Origin of the sequence: Microbispora sp. NPDC049125, assembly GCF_040802045.1 — a bacterium.
Classification (GTDB): Bacteria; Actinomycetota; Actinomycetes; order Streptosporangiales; family Streptosporangiaceae; genus Microbispora.
Genome location: NZ_JBEZDW010000011.1, coordinates 86733 through 104143, shown reverse-complemented (window position 1 = coordinate 104143; position 17411 = coordinate 86733). Strand labels below are relative to the sequence as shown.

The following is a 17411-nucleotide window of genomic DNA, read 5'->3' as shown; positions in this document are numbered from 1 at the left end:
GTCTGACCCAGACCTGACCCGCCGCCACGACTCACATCCACTTGCACGGCCGCGTAAATGTTGTCAACCTGGCCGACATTTCGCATGAGCCCCCGGGTAACAACGCGCTGCGAGCATGCGCGACATGCGGGCCACCGAGACGCACTGCCCCTACTGCGCTCTGCAGTGCGGGATCGCGCTGACCACGGAGAACGGGGCGGTCCGCCTGGGCCCGACCGACTTCCCGGTCAACCGGGGCGGCCTGTGCGTGAAAGGCTGGACGGCCGCCGAACTGCTTCACCACCCCGACCGGCTGGTCACCCCGCTGGTCCGCGAGGTGCCCGGCGACCGTACGAGTCCCCTGCGGGAGGCCGGCTGGGACGAGGCGCTCGCGCTGGTCGCCGGCACGATCAGGGCCACACAGCGGCGGCACGGCCCTGACAGCGTCGGCGCCTTCGGCGGAGGCGGGCTGACCAACGAGAAGGCGTACACGCTCGGCAAGTTCGTCCGGGTGGCGCTGCGGTCGTCGGCGATCGACTACAACGGCCGGTTCTGCATGTCGTCCGCGGCCACCGCGGCCAACCGCGCCCTCGGGGTGGACCGGGGGCTGCCGTTCCCGGTGGCGGACATCGCCGAGGCCAGGACCGTGCTGCTGGCCGGCGCCAACCCGGCCGACGCGATGCCGCCGTCCATGCAGTACCTGCATGCCGGTCGGGCCGCCGGCGCCAGGCACATCGTGGTGGACCCGCGCAGGACGGCCACCGCGGCCGGCGCGCACCTGCACCTGCAACCGCTCCCGGGCACGGACCTGGCGCTGGCCAACGGCCTGCTGCACATAGCGATCCGCGAGGGCCTGGTCGACGACGCCTACATCCGTGACCGGACCACCGGCTTCGAGGCCGTCCGCGCGGCGACCAACCCGTACTGGCCGGGCCGGGTGGAGCGGATGACGGGGGTGCCTGAGGCGAGCCTGCGCGAGACGGCCCGGCTGCTGGCCGGCGGCGGCCCGGCGATGATCCTCACCGCGCGCGGCGCGGAGCAGCACAGCAACGGCACGGACACGGCGCAGGCGTACCTGAACCTGGCCCTGGCCCTCGGCCTGGTCGGCAGGCCGTACTCCGGGTACGGGACGATCACCGGGCAGGGCAACGGGCAGGGCGGCCGCGAGCACGGGCAGAAGGCGGACCAGCTGCCCGGCTACCGGCGGCTGGACGATCCGGCCGCGCGGGCGCACGTCGCCGCCGTATGGGGCGTCGACCCGGACGAGCTGCCGCGGCCGGGCAGGTCCGCGTACGAGATGCTCGACCGTCTCGGCACCGACGGCGGAGTCCGGGTGCTGCTCGTGCTGGCCAGCAACATCGTCGTCTCGGCGCCGGACGCCAACCGCGTCGCCGACCGGCTGAACGCCCTGGACCTGCTGGTCGTCTCGGACATCTTCCTGTCCGAGACCGCGGCCATGGCCGACGTCGTCCTCCCGACCGCCCAGTGGGCCGAGGAGGAGGGCACGATGACCAACCTGGAGGGCCGTGTGCTGCGCCGCAGGCGGGCCCTGCCGCCGCCGCCCGGGGTCCGCACCGACCTGCAGACGCTGACCGACCTGGCCGGGCTGCTCGGCCGGGGGCGGTACTTCAGCGCGGATCCGCGCACCGTCTTCGACGAGCTGCGGCGGGCCAGCGCGGGCGGGATCGCCGACTACGCGGGCATCAGCTACGAGCGGATCGAGGCGGAGCAGGGCGTGTTCTGGCCCTGCCCGGCCGACGACCATCCCGGTACGCCGCGGCTGTTCGCCGACCGCTTCCCCACGCCCGACGGCCGGGCCCGGTTCGTCCCCGTCGAGCACCGCGACCCCGGCGAGCTGCCGGACCGCGACTACCCGTACGTACTGACCACCGGCCGCAACATGCAGCAGTACCAGAGCGGCAACCAGACCAGGCGGGTGCGCGCCCTGGCCGACGCCCTGCCCGGACCGCGCGCCGAGATGCACCCCGACCTGGCCCGCCGGCACGGCGTCGCGGACGGCGACATGGTGGAGTTGCGCAGCCGCCGCGGCCGTGCGGTCTTCCGGGCCAGGCTCGACCCCGGCATCCGGCCGGACACCGTCTTCGCCCCCTTCCACTGGGTCGGCGCCAACCTGCTCACCAACCCGGCCCTGGACCCGCACTCCAAGATGCCCGCGTTCAAGGCGTGCGCGGTCGCGATCGCCTCCATCGACGAAGGGACCAGACAAGTGCACTCCACACCCCGCTTCCTGCAAGGCGTGTTCGCCTTCGAGGGCAAGGGACTCGACCAGCCGGTGCCGGTCGACGGCGCGCTCAGCTACGTCGTGCCGGCCGGGACCGTCGCCCAGGCGGTCTACTTCCGCGGCGGCAACTCCAGCGACGAGCTGATCTGCGTGGTGCTGATGCGCGACGGCAAGCCGATGCGCTGGTTCCCCATCGGCGCGAAGGCCGACGTGCACATCCCGCTGCGCGTCGTCGAGGACCTCGACTCCGGCACGGCCGTGGAGCTGTACCTCTCCGCTCCGCCGGGGGTCGCCGGGATGGTCGTGGTCGATCTGGGCCTGATGGAGGTCTGATGAGGCGGCGACTCGTGGTCATCGGCAACGGGATGGCCGGCGCCCGCACCGTCGAGGAGATCCTCACGCGCGGCGGCGGCGACCAGTTCACCATCACGATGTTCGGCGACGAACCGTACGGCAACTACAACCGGATCATGCTGTCCAACGTCCTGGCCGGCGTCGAGGAGGAGTCGGGGATCTTCCTCAACGACATGGCGTGGTACGCGGCCAACGGCATCACGCTGCACTCCGGCCGCCGGATCACCCGCATCGACAAGTACGCGAAGCGGGTGTACGCCGACGACGGCACCGTCACGCCGTACGACAAGCTGATCATCGCCACCGGCAGCCGCGCGCACGTCCCGCCGATCCCGGGGATCAGCCGGCCCGGACGCGGCTTCCACCAGGGCGTCTTCGCGTTCCGCACGCTCGACGACACCCGCGCCATGATGCGGTACACCCGCGAGCACGAACGGGCCGTGGTGATCGGCGGCGGCCTGCTCGGCCTGGAGGCCGCCCGCGGCCTGCAGAACCATGTCACCCACGTGACGCTGGTGCACGCCGCCGGGCATCTGATGAACGCGCAGCTCGACCCGCAGGCCGGGGAGATCCTGCGGCGCGGCGTCGAACGCCTGGGCATCGAGGTGGTCACCGGCGCGCGCACCACCGAGATCCTCGGCAAGCACGCGGTCACCGGCATCAAGCTCGCCGACGGCCGGGACATCCCGTGCGACGTGGTGGTGGTCGCCGCCGGCATCCGGGCCAACGTCGAGGTCGCGGAGGTCAGCGGGCTGGTGGTCGAGCGCGGCGTCGTCACCGACGATCAGATGCGCTGCCTGGACGAGCCGGACATCTACGCCGTCGGCGAGTGCGTGCAGCACCGCGGCCAGACGTACGGGCTGGTCGCGCCGCTGTGGGACCAGGCCAGGGTGCTGGCCGACCACATCACGGGACGGAACCCGCGGGCCGCCTACCACGGCTCGCGGTTCGCCACGAAGCTCAAGGTGGCCGGCGTCGACGTCGCGGCGATGGGCCTGAAGGAGCCGGAGCGGGACGACGACGAGACGCTGGTCTTCAGCGAGCGGAAGAAGGGCGTCTACAAGAGCGTCATCATCCGGGACGGCCGGCTGGTCGGCGCCACCCTGATCGGCGACGTCAGGAAGGTCGCGTTCCTGATGCAGGCGTTCGACCGGGGGCTGCCGCTGCCGGAGGAACGGCTGGAGCTGATGTTCGACCTCGGCGCGCCGCCCGCCGAGGTGAGCGCCGCCGAGCTGGCCGACGACGCCCAGGTCTGCAACTGCAACGGCGTCTCCAAAGGCATGATCACGGCCTGCGTGGCCGACGGCGTCAAGACGGTCACCGGGGTGATGGACCAGACCAGGGCCGGCAAGGGCTGCGGCACCTGCAAGGGCCTGGTCGCGCAGATCGTCGAGTGGGCCGCGGGAGGAGCGGTCGAGGAGGACCCCGCGGCCTCCTGGTACGTCCCCGGCGTGCCGATGCCCAAGCCGGAGCTGATGAGGGTCATCCGCGAGCGCGGGCTGAAGTCGGTCTCGGCGGTGTTCGCCACGCTGGCGCCGGACGGCGAGGAGGACGCCAGGAGCAAGATGGGCCTTGCGTCGCTGCTCAAGATGATGTGGGACGACGAGTACGTGGACGAACGCGACGCCCGGTTCATCAACGACCGGGTGCACGCCAACATCCAGCGCGACGGGACGTTCTCCGTGGTGCCGCAGATGAAGGGCGGTGTCACCACCCCGGCCCAGCTGCGCAGGATCGCCGACGTCGCCGACAAGCACGGCGTGCCGATGGTGAAGCTGACCGGCGGCCAGCGCATCGACCTGCTCGGCGTCCCGAAGGAGAGGCTGCCGGAGATCTGGGCCGACCTGGACATGCCGTCCGGGTACGCGTACGGCAAGAGCTTCCGCACGGTGAAGACCTGCGTGGGCTCGGAGTTCTGCCGTTTCGGAGTGGGCGACTCGACCGCGCTCGGCATCGCCATCGAGGAGCGCTACCAGGGCGTCGAGGGGCCGGGCAAGATGAAGCTGGCCGTCACCGGCTGCCCGCGCAACTGCGCCGAGGCCTACGTCAAGGACCTGGGTGTGGTGGCCATCGACGGCGGCAAATGGGAGATCTACGTCGGCGGCGCGGCCGGGGCCCACGTGCGCAAGGGCGACCTGCTGGCCACCGTGGGCTCCGCCGACGAGGTGATCACGCTGACCGGCCGGTTCCTCCAGTACTACCGGGAGAACGCCAACTGGCTCGAACGCACGTACGCGTTCGTCCCGAGGGTCGGCATCGAGCGCATTCGCCGGATCGTCGTGGACGACTCCGACGGCATAGCCGCCGGCCTGGACGCCGCGATGGCGAGGGCCGTGGCGGCGTACCGGGATCCGTGGAAGGAACGGGCCGCGCCGGTCACGCCCGGGCAGTTCCGCCCGTCGCTGCCGCTGATCGAGCAGCCGAGGGTGCCGGTGCGGGAGCCCGTGCCGGTCGGCACTCCAGGGCCCGTGGTGCCGGCGGTCGGCTCGGCGGCGGCCGGCCACTCATCCTCACCGGAACGGGAGGCGTGATGGCCGGCATGACGACCCGGCACCGGCTCGGGCCGCTGGACGAGATCCCGGTCGGCGAGGGCCGGGCGTACGCCGTGGGCGACCTGATGATCGCCGTCTTCCGGCTCCGCGACGGCGGTGTCCGCGCGGTGTCCGCCGTGTGCCCCCACGCCGGCGGCCCGCTCGCCGACGGGCTGGTCGACCGGCGGCTCGTGGTCTGCCCGCTGCACCAGCACACCTTCGACCTCGGCACCGGGTGCTCCACCACCGGGCAGCCGCCGCTCACGGTCTACCCGGTCAGCGTGGACGCCGACGACCAGCTCGTACTGGAGACGTGACGGCCGCCGCATCCCCACTGTGCCCCCTGTTATGCCGTCACCGGCCCGCGGTCCGGCGCACGGCCGTCCTCGGCGTGACCTCGCGCCGCTACATCTGCCCGGCGGCCGAGACCTCCCTGTCGACGATGCGCTTGGCGCCGGACTCACGGGCGCAGTGGGCGCAGCAGTACCACCGGCCGTCGACCTCGCTCCCGTGGCCGACGATCCGGCACCCGCAGTGCTCGCACACCGGCGCCATCCTCGTGATCGCGCACTCGAAACTGTCGAAGACGTGCACGGCGCCCTGTGAGTGCACTTCGAACGCCATGTCGTACTCGTTGCCGCATACCTCGCAGGTCGCCATGATTCCCCCCGTGAGCTGGTAGTCGAATGGGGGCATACCCCCACGGACCTGGGAGGACACCACACGCTCAGAGGGCCGCGAGCAATGCCTTGGTCACCTCCTTGACCCCGGCCGTGGCCTCCTTCATGTCCATCAGGACGGACTCGGGAGCGTTGATCGGGGTGCCGGCGGGCCGGTCGCTGCCGCCCAGCATCACCCAGACGACGTTCTTCCCGTCCAGGGCGTAGATCTCGTACCTGTTGGACTGCGCGGTGTCGGTGCGCTGCCGGATGGCCTGGCCGAACGCCTCCTGCCCGAAACCCGGCAGATTCTGGATCTTGCTCCATCGGATGCCGCCGATGCCTCCGCCCGCGGTGGTCTTCGCCTTCGCGCGCTCGTCGATGAGGTTGTAGCGGGCCGACTGGGCGTCGGCGAACGCGCGTACGGTGACGCGGAGGTTGCGCCACCGGACCTTGCCTCCGCCGAGAGGCATCTTGTCGTTGAACCACTGGCACTGGGTGACGGTCGCGCCGCCCTCCTTGCTTCGCGCGGCGGCGCCCTCTGTCTTCGGCACCAGCGTCGCGGCCAGCGGCTTCATGCTCGTGCACGCGCTGGGAAGCGCGATCAGGGTCGGCGTGGGCGACGGGCTCGGGCTCGGCTTCGGCCGCAGGTGATACGGCAGCGGCCGGCCCGCCCGCCAGGCGGTGACCGACTCGGCGAGCTGTGTCATGAGGCTCCGCACCTCGCGCAGCGCGTTCTCCTCGGTGATGGACTGCGTGCCCTCCCCCGAGAAGAGATCGGCCTCCTTCTTCTGCTGGCTCGCCTCGTACTTCACCTTGAACACCACGTCGCCGACGCGGCCCACGCCCTCGCCGAACGAGTACCAGTACGTGTCCTCCCGCGTCCACTGGTAGTGGGCGGCGGCCCCGTCGCCGATGCCGGGGAACTCCTTCACGGCCGCGTAGTAGCGCTCCTTGGTGGAATGGGCCGCGCCGTACTTGTACTGCCCGAGCTCACCTTTGTACTGGATCTGCGCGGACGCCTCGGCGGTGGTGGTGCCGATCGCCTCGTACCGGGATACCTCTGCCGTGATCTCCCGGCGGCGGGTGACGTCCTTGTAGGAGATGTTCCGGTTGGACCATCTGCAGGTCCACTGCACGTAGCTGACCAGCGTGCCGTCACGGTTGTCGTTCGCCGAGGCGTCGACCTCGGATGAGGGGACGAGACGCTCGGTCGTCGCGGGGTCGAGCATCGAGCAGACGTCCGCGGCGGGGACGCCGGCCGGGGCGGCCGGGCTCCGGGACGCCACGACGGCTCCCGTCGTCACGGGCGCGGGCCGCGTGCCCTCGCTGCGGACCGTCATGAACGCGAAGGTCCCGCCCGCCACCGCGAGCACGGCCAGCACCGCCACCAGCGGGACGACCCACCCGCGCCGCCGCGGCTGGGACGGCTGCGTCGGCAGCTGCCACAGCTCCGGCGGCGGGGGTGTCGTCCCCTGCCACCCCTGCCCCGATCCCTGCGCCGTCCCTTGCCACCCCTGCCCCGGCTCTGGTGGGCGCGGGGGCGGCGTCCCCTGCCACCCCTGCCCGGCTCCGGGCCACCCCTGCCCCGATCCCTGCCACGCGCCCTGTCCCGATCCCTGCCACGGGTCCTGCCCGGCCTGACCGTACGGCCGGCCCTGTTCCTGAGCACCCGGCGGACCGTACGGCGGAGGGTACTGAGGGGCGCCCGGCGGCGGCGCCTGCTGAGGACCGGGGAAGGATCCCCGGGAAGGATCGGAGGCAGGCCCCTGCGGCGGCGCCTGCGGAAAACCCGGGAAAGGTGCCTGCGGAGGAGCCGGGAAAGATCCCTGCGAAGGGCCGGAGGGAACACCCTGCGGCGGGTCTGAGAAAGGTCCCTGTGGGAAGCCCCGCGGAGGACCGGGGAAAGATCCCTGCGAGAAGCCCTGCGGCGGCGCCGGCGGAGGACCGGAGGGAGGACCTTGCCACCCGGCCGGGGCGGCAGGTGACCCGAACCATCCCTCCTCCCGCGGCCGTTCCTGAGGCCCTGACTGCTCGGGCCGCGCCGGAGAACCGGGAGGCCCCGGAGGCCCGGAGCCCTCAGGCCGCCGGAGATGCCCAGCCTGTCCGCGCCCCTCGGGCAGGGTCGGCTCAGGGCGCCCAGGCCGTTCGCGCTGCTCGCCCTGCTCGGGCTCCCCGGGCGGCTGAGGTTGCGGCGTCTGGCCGTAGGGCGGGCCGTCGGGGCGCACTGTGCCATCGGGGCGCACTGTGCCATCGGGGCGCACTGGCCGGTCGTCGCCGCTGGTCATGTCGTCTCCTGGAAATGGGGTCGGGGAAGGCGGGCGCGGGGTCAGCCGAGCCCGACGCCGACGAGCCGCGCCGCGTTCTCAGCGGTCCGCCGGTCGGCTTCGGTGATCGTCTGGTCGCCCGAGCGCCGGTAGGCGACCTCGACGACGAGGTTGCTGAGGCGGAACCACACGGTGGCCCCGGTGGCTCCGGCCGTGAGGTAGTGCACATCACAGGCGAACGCCTCGTCCCCGATGTCAGGCCGATCGCGGCAGGCGCCCTTCGACAGGCGGGTCATGCCCGCCCGCCGTCTCTCGAAGTCGAGCTCGGCCGCCGAGGCGCCGCCCTCCCCCTGGCTTGAGGGAGGCAGCACGTACGTCACGGTGATCGTCCCGTTGTTCCCGCCGGCCAGATCGCTCCACTGGCACGCGGAGGCCGACGGCTCCGCCCTGGTGTCGGCGCCGAGGACCTGACGGATCTCCGCGTCCGTGAGGCTCCGGCACGGGTCGGGAGCGGCGGCGAAGCGGCCCACCTCCCCGCCCCCGCCGGACACCAGCCGCCAGGCGCCGAGCCCCGCCGCCACGCCGATCACCACCACGAGCGCGCCCGCGAGGAGGAGCCGCAGCGTACGGCGAGGCCGTACGGCGGGGGCGGGCGGCCGCGGGGTGTCGACGGCGCGCAGGGCCTGCCGTACGACGCCGGGCGGAGGACGGCGGGCCGGGTCCTTGTCCAGCAGGGCGAGCACGATCCAGGCGAGCGGGGGCGGGGCAAGGGCCATGGGCCGCGGCTCGTGGAGGAGCACGGCCGCGACGACGGCGGCGGCCAGGGTCCGCTGGAACGGCGGCTCGCCCTCCACGGCGGTGTAGAGGGTCGCGCCGAGCGACCACAGGTCGGAGGGCGGCCCGTCCGGCTCGCCGCGGAACCGCTCCGGCGCCATGTAGGCGGGCGATCCGGCCGAGCTCTGCCAGGCGGCCGTCCCGGCCTGGCCCATGGGGGCGGCGATCCCGAAGTCGGTGAGCACGGCCCGCCCGTCCCGCCCGATCAGGACGTTGCCCGGCTTGACGTCGCGATGCAGGATCCCCTGGGCGTGGGCGGCCTGCAGCGCGTCGAGGACGGCGAGCCCGATCTCGGCCACCCGCGCCGGTGGGAGCGGGCCGTCCTCGCGCACCACCTTGTCCAGCGACCGGCCGGGCACGAGGTCCATGACGATCCACGGCTGCCCGGCGTGGCCGACCACGTCGTGGATCATCACGATCGCGGGGTGGCTGAGCCGTCCGGCGGCCCGCGCCTCCTGGATGGCCCGCCCGGTGAACGCGGCCCGGTCCTCCTCGCTCAACCCGGGCGGGATGCGGAGCTGCTTGATCGCCACTTCGCGGCGGAGCAGCTCGTCGACGGCCCGCCAGACGGTGCCGCCGCCGCCCTCACCGATCCGTTCGGCCAGCCGGTAGCGGCCGGCGAGCAGGTCCACGGCTACGCCAGCCCTCTGAGGCCCTCGGCGACGGCCGAGGCCGCCTCGACCCCCCGCCGGCGGACCTGCGCCGGGGCGGGGCCGTCGAGGTCGGCGTACTGGAGGCGCGCCACGAGGTCACCGAGCCGGAACACCACGACGGTCCCCTGCGCCTTTCCCTCCGGCGTCGTGAGGTCAGAGGCGAACGCCTCGTCGGCGACCCCCTCGACCGCTCGCGCCGCCGACTGGATCACCGGGGCCCTCCGGTCGAGGCCGATCTCGTACCAGATCCAGTCGCCGTCCTGGGGGCCCGAGGCGTACTGCCTGCGCAGGCCGGCCATGAGCGTGCGGGCGGAGCCGGTGGTCAGCGACCACGGGTCGGGGGTGTCGGAGTCGGTCTCGGCGGTCAGCGCGATGCCCGTCCCCTGGAGCGTCCACTGGCAGCTCGCCTTGCCGGAGCGTGCGCGAACGGGCGCGGCGGCGCCGAGGAGCCGGCCGGTGTCCGGGCCGGTCAGGGCGCGGCACAGGTCGACCGCGCGGGTGAACGTCGGGGAGACCCGCGCGGGCCGCGCGACGGGCCCGGTCTCATGACTCTGTACGGAGACCAGCACGGCCGCCGCCACCCCGAGGGCCACGGCGGCGGCCGCCACGGGGATCCACCACCGCCGGAAGCCGCCCCCGGCACGCCCGGGGCCCTGTACTGAGCCGCGTCCTGAGCCGCGTCCTGAGCCGCGGCCGGAGTCACGGTGTGACGGGATCCGCGGCGAGCCCCCGGCCTCGACCTCTCTGAGGAGCGCGATCGCGGTCGCCGGGCCGGGGCGGTCCGCCGGGCCCCTCGCCATCATCCACGCCAGCACCGGACCGAGCGGGCCTGCCAGCGCCGCCGGGCGGGGATCGGCCGTCAGCGTCGCGCGGATCACCTCGGCCTGCGAGCCCTGGTACGGCGAGACGCCTTCGACGGCGGTGTAAAGGGTCGCGGCCAGCGACCACAGGTCGGCGGCCGGCCCGCCGGGCTCGCCGGCCAGCCGTTCCGGCGCGATGAAGCCGGGCGATCCGACCAGCAGCCCCGCCTCGGTCAGCGCGGTGCGGTCGGCGGGCCTGGCGATGCCGAAGTCGGTGAGCACCACGCGGCCGTCGGCGGTGAGGAACACGTTGCCGGGCTTGACGTCCCGGTGCTGCACGCCCCGGGCGTGGGTGGCCGACAGCGCCTCCATGAGGCGCGCGCCGAGACCCGCCACGACAGGCGGGGGCAGCGGCCCACGGGCGGAGACCTCTCGGGCGAGGTCGCGGCCGTGCAGCAGCTCCATGACGATCCACGGCTTGCCGTCCGCGAGGAGCACGTCGTGGACGGCGACGATCCCCGGATGCCGGACGCGCGCGGTGACCTCGGCCTCGCGCATCACCCTGGCCACCAGCTCGGCGCGGTCCCGCTCCCCCAGGCCGTCGGGGAGGCGAAGCTCCTTCACCGCGACCTCACGGTCGAGGACCGCGTCCCTGGCGAGCCAGACCGTGCCCATGCCGCCGGACCCCAGCGGGCGCAGCAGGTGGTATCGGGCGGCCACCTTCTCCCCCAGCGAGTCGGCCATAACGGTGAGAATACCGAAATAATGATCGATAGCCCGGCGAATTGCGGCGCCATTCGTGAGTACATCGGATAATGAACCGCCATGGTCGGTTCGCCTGGAACGGGGGTCGATTTGCTCGCCATCAGCCCGTTACGACCGGAGGACAGGGAACGGCTCGGCGACTATCGGCTGCGCGGCCGGATCTCCGAGAACGACCGGAGCGTCGTCTACGCCGCCGAGTCAGGCTCCGGTGAGCAAGCCGTCCTGACGCTGTACGAGGTCGAGCTCGACGATCCCGACCGCTTCCTGTCCGCCGTCGACATGCTGCAACGGCTGCCCGCCTACTACCTCGTGCCGGTCCTCGACGCGGGCACCGTGCGGGCCCGGCCGTACGTCGTGACGGAGCAGGTGGACGGGCCCACGCTCACCGAGGAGGTGCGCGACAACGGGCCGCTCGCCGGTCCGGCGCTTCACCGGCTGGCGGTCGGCACGGTCACCGCGCTGGTCGGCGTCCATGAGGAGGGCGCCGTACACGGCGGGCTCCGCCCCGACGCCGTGCTCCTCGCCGCCGACGGCCCCCGGGTCGCCGGCACCGGGCTGGTCCCGCTCCTCGAAGCCGCGCCTGCCGGTGTCACCCAGCCGGCCGAGGCGCTGGGCCCGCTGACCCCCGAGGCGCTGAACGGGGAGCCGGCCGGGCAGCCGGCCGACATGTTCGCGTGGGCGTCCGTCATGGTGTTCGCGGCCACAGGGCGTCACCCGTTCGAGGCCGGGTCGGCGGCGGCGTCGATCAACCGCGTCCTCAACGAGGAGCCGGACCTTTCCGCGCTCGGCGAGCCGCTGCGCGGCCTGGTCGCCCGATGCCTCGCCAAGGATCCAGCGGGCAGGCCCACCGCCTCCGACGCCCTGCTCACCCTGGTCGGCCACTCCCTGCTGACCGGCCGTCTCGACCTGGGCGAGGCCGGAATCGCGCTGCCCGGCCCCGCCGGAGCCGCCGTGTCAGCGGCCGGGCGAGGCGAGAGCGCCATGGACGCGGGGGTGACAGAGCCCGCCGAGGACGCCACCGTCCACATCGCGCGTACGGAGCCCGCGCTGCCCTTCCCGAGAGCGGGCGAAGCGGCGGGAGCCGACCGCCCAGACCCCAGGGCGCGGGGAGTGGTGGCGCCCCGGGGGGGCCGCGCGGGTTACGCGCTGTCCCTCGCCTTGGGCGGCCTGCTCATCGCGCTGGCCTTCGGGGGCGGCACCTACGCCGTCGTTTCGCGGCAGCAGACCGCCGCCGCGTCCTCCCGCTCCACCGCTTCTCCGGCCTCCGCCACGCCGCCGCCGGTGCAGGTCGTGTCCGCCGTCCCCGACCCGCCCACCCCGCCGCCGCCGACCACCAGCCTGGCCCTGCCGGGCCCGCACATGACGCTGCGCGAGAACCCCGCCGACCCCGTACGGCTGACCGCCTACCGTTTCGGCAAGGACACCTACGTCCGCTCACTCGACGGCGGGACGTTCACCAAGGCCGACGTCTCCGACGCCGACCCCGCCCCCTCCCCCGACGGCACCTGGGTGGCGCTGGCCACGAAGGACACCGTGACGTTCGAGAACCGGCGCACCGGCGCGCGGTTCGAGGCCCACCCGGGGGCCCCGGCGCCGCTGGAGCGGGGCCTCTGGTCACCTGACGGGAAGCGGTACCTGGCCACCTCGGCGGACGGGCAGGACCCCGCCGGGTTCGTGATGATCGATCCGGCCACCCGCGCGGTCTCGTACGTGGACACCCGGCCGGCGGTGCCGAAGGGGATCACCCCGTTCGCCTGGCTGCCCGACGGGTCGGGGGTGGCGGTCACCTCCGTCACCGCCAAGGGCACCGGCGTCACCTTCCTCGACCTCGCCGGCCGGTTCCAGCGCGAGATGCACTGGGTCGGCGAGACGGTGGGCCGCCGCCTGTTCTCCCCCTCGGGCCGCCGATTCGCCACGCTCTGCCCCAGTGGCGGCACGATCTGCCTGTGGGACGCCTCCAGCGGCGGGCGGCTGGCGTCGATAGCGATCTTCTACGAGGGCAGCGCGTTCTGGGGCTGGTACGACGAGGACCACGTCGTCATGCTCGACGCGAGCGACAAGAAGACCCACAAGGGCGTCGTGATGGACCTGCGCGGCCGCGAGCAGCGTGTGATCGCCGAGATCGCGGCCAAGGACACGAGCGACCTGACCGTCAACTACATCCGGAGCTGACCCCCATGTCTCCCGTCGTTCCGCTCTCCCCCGAGGAGCCGGCCACGCTGGGGCCCTACCGTCTCACCGGCCGGCTCGGCCCGGCCGTCTTCGTCGCCACGTCCCCCTCGGGCGAGCAGGTCGCGGTGAAACGCTTTCCCGACCGGCGCGACAGTCGTCCCGACCCCCGGCGGGTGGCGGCGCTGCGCGAGGCCGCGCCCATCGGGACCGCGCTGGTCCTCGACTCCGGCCCGGACTACGTCGTCACCGAGCTCGTGGACGGGCCGTCCCTGGACGAGACGCGGCCGATCATGGGGGCCGCGCTGCATCGGCTCGCCATCGCGACGATGACCACGATCGCCGCGCTGCACCAGGCCGGGATCGCCCACGGGCACGTGCGGCCCGACCAGATCGTGCTCGGGCCGGACGGCCCCCGCCTGCTCTGCCACGGCTCACCGGCGCCGAACCCCGCCGCGTGGCGCTCCCCCGAGGAGGCGGCCGGGGAACCGGCCGGCCCGCCCGCCGACCTGTTCGGCTGGGCCGCCACGATGGTGTACGCCGCGAGCGGGCGGGAGCCGTTCGCCGCCGGCTCCTCCCCGGGAAGCCAGGGAGAAAGCCCCGGAGGAAGCCCGGAAAACCCGGATGAGACGACCTCCGAGATGCGGCTGGCCCACGGCGCGGCCGACCTGGACCCGCTGGAAGGCGATCTGCGGCAGCTCGTGGCCGACTGCCTCGCCTCGGAGCCCGGCGACCGGCCCTCCGCACACGAGGCGCTGCTGCGGCTCATCGGGCACACCGGGGCACTCGACACGGTCGTCCCCGGTGTGGCCGGGCGGGCGATCACCGCCCCCGCGCCGGACGGCGGCACCACCGCTCCGGGCGGCCCCCCGGAGCCCGCCCGGGACGTGCCGGATCCCGCGCCGCGCCGGCGGCCGTCCGCGCTGGTGCTCACCGCCGCCGGCCTCGCCATCGCCCTCGCGTCGAGCGGCGCCGCGTACGCCCTGACTCCCCGCCACGTCGTCACCGCCGCCGCCCCCGGGCCCGCCACGACATCCGCGTCCGCCCGGGCCACGCCATCCACGCCATCCACGGCCGCGTCCCCCGCCGCCTCCCCCGCCATGCCGCTCACGGCCGTCCACGAGACGCCGTCCGACCCGGTCATCCTCACGTCGTTCCAGGTGACCGGCGAGACGGGGAGCACCACCTGGGCCCGCACCCCCTCCGGGGGCTTCCAGCGGGCGGGCGGTGACAACGTGTTCACCGCCCTCTCCCCGGGCGGCCGGTGGCTGGCCACGGTCAACGAGATCTATCTGGCCCAGTCGGACCGGCAGTCGATCACGTTCACCGACCAGCGGTCCGGCGAGCGGTTCTCGATGCCGATGCTCACCCTGCCGTACGCCGCCCAGTGGCCCGCCTGGTCCCGCGACGGCAAGCGGGTGCTGCTCACGGTCATGAACCTGGAGAAGGGGGTGGGCAATTTCCATCGGGCCGGATTCCTCACCGTCGACCCCGTCAGCCGTGGCGTCCGGTTCGTCCAGACGGACAACGCGGAGGACGTCAAGGAGTACCTGGCTCTGCCCAAGAACAGCCGTCCCATAGGGACGTTCCGCTGGACGCCCGACGGAGCGTCGGTGGCGGCGCTGTACATGACGCCCGAGGCGACCTACGGCACGCGGTTCTGGGACCTTTCCGGCCGGATGGTCCGCAGCATGCACTGGACCGGTTACATGATCGGGCTCAACGACCCGTTCTCCCCCTCCGGGGCCTACCTGCTGACGACCAACTGCGAGAAGCGGCTCGCGGTCTGCCTGTGGGACATCCGGACGGGGAACCGGGTGGCCACGGTGCCCGGCAAGGAGCACCGGGACGTGATCGGCTGGTTCGACGACGAGCACGTCATCCAGGGCCACTGGGTGGACGGCCACCATTACCGGACGCTGCTGGTGGACCGGTCGGGCCGGGACGGGCGCGTCCTCGCCGAGTTCAGCGCCCCGAAGCAACCGGTCATCCGGCTGTCCTACACGCGACGCTGAGGAGGGGCGGCATGCCTGACACCCTCGTCCTGCGCCCCGGCGACCCGGGCCGGATCGGCGGACGGCGGATCGTCGGCCGTCTCGGCGCGGGCGGCCAGGGCGTGGTCTACCTCGCCGAGGAGGGCGACGGCCGCCGGGTGGCCGTCAAGGTGCTGCACACCACCGGCGACCCGGAGGCCGACGCCCGGTTCCGCCGCGAGGCCGAGGTGCTCCCCGGGGTGGCGTCGTTCTGCACGGCCCAGGTGCTGGAGGTCGGCTCCGCCGACGGCGTGCCATACATCGTCAGCGAGTTCGTCGAGGGCCCGACGCTGCAGCAGGCGGTGCGGGACCGCCGGCCGCTCGGCGGCCGGGAGCTGCGGCGGGTGGCGGTCGGGACGGTCACCGCGCTGGCCGCCATCCACCGCGCCGGGGTGGTGCACCGGGACTTCAAGCCGGCAAACGTCCTGCTGGGCCGGGACGGGCCCCGCGTCATCGACTTCGGCATCGCGCGTGCCGTCACGCCCGACGCCGCGCACGGACCGGAGATCACCGAGGAGGGCGTGCTCGGCACCCCGGCGTACATGGCGCCCGAGATCCTGCACGGCGAGCGCCCCACCCCCGCCGCCGACATGTTCGCCTGGGCCGGGGTGATCGTCTTCGCCTCGTCCGGGCGTGCGCCGTTCGGGGACGACGCCCTCCCCGCGGTGCTACGCCGCCTGCTCACCGGGGATCCCGACCTGGGCGAGCTCGACGGCGACCTGCGGGAGATCGCAGCCGAATGCCTGGCGAAGGACCCGGCGGCGCGGCCGGCGGCGAGCGCCGTGCTGCTCCGCCTGCTCGGCCACCCCGTGGCACCCGCCGCCGCACGCGAGGGCACCGATCCGTCCGGGCTGCTCAGCCGGGGATCGGCGGCGGCGTCCCCCGGCACGATCACCGCCCCCGCCCACGTCGCCGCCACCGCGCCTCGTCACGCCCCCGCGCCTCACGGCTCCGTGCCTCCTCACGACCCCGCGCCCAGCCCCGTGTCGCCGCCCGGGCCGGTGGGCCGCATCCGGCCCGGCGTACGCAGGGGCATCGCCGTCGCGACGGCGGGCGTGCTGCTCAGCGCGGGCGTGTCCGCGTACGTGATCACCCGCGGGCCGCGGACGCCGGGGCCGGGCACATCGGCCGCGCCGGCCGTCGCGCCCGTGCTCAGCGGCCCGCCGCCCGCAGCGGCGGCCCGCGTCGCCGTGCCCGAGCTGAAGGCGACCCTGTACGAGGCGCCGGGCGATCCGGTCGCCGTCACCTCGTTCCTCGTCAAGGAGAGCCGGATGTCCTCCCCCGCCTATCTGCGCAGGCCGGAGGGGGGCGTGGAACGGCTCACCGAGTTCCTCGACCCCGTGGTCTCGCCCGGTGGAGGGATGGTCGCCGCCGTCTACGTGTCGCCGGACAACATCCCCGATCACGCCGACGACGTCTTCTTCACCGACCGGCGCACCGGGGAGCGGTACGCGGTGCCGACCGTGGAACGACCGCTGCTGGTGGGCTCCCCGCAGTGGTCGCGGGACGGGCGGCGGCTTCTTCTCACGGTGTCCACGGGCAAGGACGACGACCGCGAGGCCGTCGGTTTCGTGGTCGTGGACCCCGCGTCGAGGACGGCGCGGCTGACCCGGATCGACGACCCCCGGGCGGGGGCCACGGAGTACGGCTGGGCGCCCGACGGCGCGTCGGTCGTGCGCGGGAACGGCCCGCTCGCGAACCCGAGGAACGGGATCTCCGTCTACGCCCTCGACGGCACGCCGGTGCGCACCATCCCAGGGCTGAGGTGGCGGGACAACATGATGGCCGGGTTCTCCCCCTCGGGCCGGCTGCTCGCCGCCCAGTGCCCGCAGAAGGCCAAGGCGGTGTGCGTGACCGACGCGGCGACGGGGAAGCGCCGGCACCGGTTCGGACTTCCGGACAAAGGCGGCCTGTGGGAGTGGTACAACGAGGACCATCTGATCGTCTTCGACGGCACCCGGTCCCCCTGGCAGGCCAGGATCGTGGACCTGAACGGCAAGGCGGCCCGGCTCTTCGGCGAGTTCCAGGGCGGCGACGACACCTGGTGGCTGCTGCACATCACCCGCAAGGCGGCGTGAGCCCCGGCGGACGCGGATCGCGCGCCCGCCGGGACCGGCCGCCCCTT

9 protein-coding genes and 1 pseudogene are annotated in these 17411 nt (G+C 73.7%); 6 read left to right on the top strand and 4 right to left on the bottom strand.

The window, feature by feature from the left end; all coding sequences use genetic code 11:
- Positions 1 to 124: 124 nt before the first annotated feature.
- The 3 genes and pseudogenes from AB0B72_RS15565 to AB0B72_RS15555 form a co-directional block, all read left to right on the top strand.
- A pseudogene (locus AB0B72_RS15565) lies at positions 125 to 2179 on the top strand (molybdopterin oxidoreductase family protein); the annotation flags it as partial.
- A 374-nt stretch (positions 2180 to 2553) separates the two neighbouring features.
- Positions 2554 to 5106: a nitrite reductase large subunit NirB gene (gene nirB / locus AB0B72_RS15560; RefSeq protein ID WP_367739412.1), complete on the top strand. Its 2553-nt coding sequence runs from the start codon at positions 2554 to 2556 to the stop codon at positions 5104 to 5106.
- Positions 5106 to 5423 carry a Rieske (2Fe-2S) protein gene (locus AB0B72_RS15555; RefSeq protein WP_367739411.1) on the top strand — a complete coding sequence of 106 codons (318 nt, stop codon included), beginning with the start codon at positions 5106 to 5108 and terminating at the stop codon, positions 5421 to 5423. The genes nirB and AB0B72_RS15555 overlap by 1 nt, the downstream gene beginning before the upstream one ends.
- 88 nt (positions 5424 to 5511) lie before the next feature.
- Here the strand turns inward: AB0B72_RS15555 and AB0B72_RS15550 are convergent, their stop codons facing one another.
- The 4 genes from AB0B72_RS15550 to AB0B72_RS15535 form a co-directional block, all read right to left on the bottom strand.
- Positions 5512 to 5766: a hypothetical protein gene (locus AB0B72_RS15550; protein WP_367739493.1), complete on the bottom strand. Its 255-nt coding sequence runs from the start codon at positions 5764 to 5766 to the stop codon at positions 5512 to 5514.
- Positions 5767 to 5833: 67 nt separating this feature from the next.
- Complete coding sequence (locus tag AB0B72_RS15545) at positions 5834 to 7156, bottom strand: hypothetical protein (RefSeq protein WP_367739410.1); 1323 nt, start codon at positions 7154 to 7156, stop codon at positions 5834 to 5836.
- A gap of 938 nt (positions 7157 to 8094) precedes the next feature.
- A complete protein-coding gene (locus AB0B72_RS15540; protein WP_367739409.1) occupies positions 8095 to 9498 on the bottom strand; it encodes a serine/threonine-protein kinase in 1404 nt (467 codons plus the stop codon).
- Positions 9499 to 9500: 2 nt separating this feature from the next.
- The gene (locus tag AB0B72_RS15535) at positions 9501 to 11063 is read right to left on the bottom strand and encodes a serine/threonine-protein kinase (protein WP_367739408.1); all 1563 of its coding nucleotides are present in this window, start codon (positions 11061 to 11063) and stop codon (positions 9501 to 9503) included.
- Positions 11064 to 11144: 81 nt separating this feature from the next.
- On the opposite strand from AB0B72_RS15535, the gene AB0B72_RS15530 reads away from it, so the two are divergent.
- From AB0B72_RS15530 to AB0B72_RS15520, 3 genes are read left to right on the top strand one after another with little or no spacing between them, the layout of a single operon-like run.
- The gene (locus AB0B72_RS15530) at positions 11145 to 13256 is read left to right on the top strand and encodes a protein kinase (protein WP_367739406.1); all 2112 of its coding nucleotides are present in this window, start codon (positions 11145 to 11147) and stop codon (positions 13254 to 13256) included.
- Between the two features lie 5 nt (positions 13257 to 13261).
- Positions 13262 to 15268: a serine/threonine protein kinase gene (locus AB0B72_RS15525; protein ID WP_367739405.1), complete on the top strand. Its 2007-nt coding sequence runs from the start codon at positions 13262 to 13264 to the stop codon at positions 15266 to 15268.
- Positions 15269 to 15279: 11 nt separating this feature from the next.
- Positions 15280 to 17364 carry a protein kinase gene (locus tag AB0B72_RS15520; RefSeq protein WP_367739404.1) on the top strand — a complete coding sequence of 695 codons (2085 nt, stop codon included), beginning with the start codon at positions 15280 to 15282 and terminating at the stop codon, positions 17362 to 17364.
- The last annotated feature ends 47 nt before the right edge of the window (positions 17365 to 17411 follow it).

Excerpts from the sequence above, each read along its gene's own strand:
- nirB (WP_367739412.1), top strand. The coding sequence starts at position 2,554 with ATGAGGCGGCGACTCGTGGTCATCGGCAACGGGATGGCCGGCGCCCGC.
- AB0B72_RS15555 (WP_367739411.1), top strand. The coding sequence starts at position 5,106 with ATGGCCGGCATGACGACCCGGCACCGGCTCGGGCCGCTGGACGAGATC.
- AB0B72_RS15550 (WP_367739493.1), bottom strand. The coding sequence starts at position 5,766 with ATGGCGACCTGCGAGGTATGCGGCAACGAGTACGACATGGCGTTCGAA.
- AB0B72_RS15535 (WP_367739408.1), bottom strand. The coding sequence starts at position 11,063 with ATGGCCGACTCGCTGGGGGAGAAGGTGGCCGCCCGATACCACCTGCTG.
- AB0B72_RS15530 (WP_367739406.1), top strand. The coding sequence starts at position 11,145 with ATGGTCGGTTCGCCTGGAACGGGGGTCGATTTGCTCGCCATCAGCCCG.
- AB0B72_RS15525 (WP_367739405.1), top strand. The coding sequence starts at position 13,262 with ATGTCTCCCGTCGTTCCGCTCTCCCCCGAGGAGCCGGCCACGCTGGGG.
- AB0B72_RS15520 (WP_367739404.1), top strand. The coding sequence starts at position 15,280 with ATGCCTGACACCCTCGTCCTGCGCCCCGGCGACCCGGGCCGGATCGGC.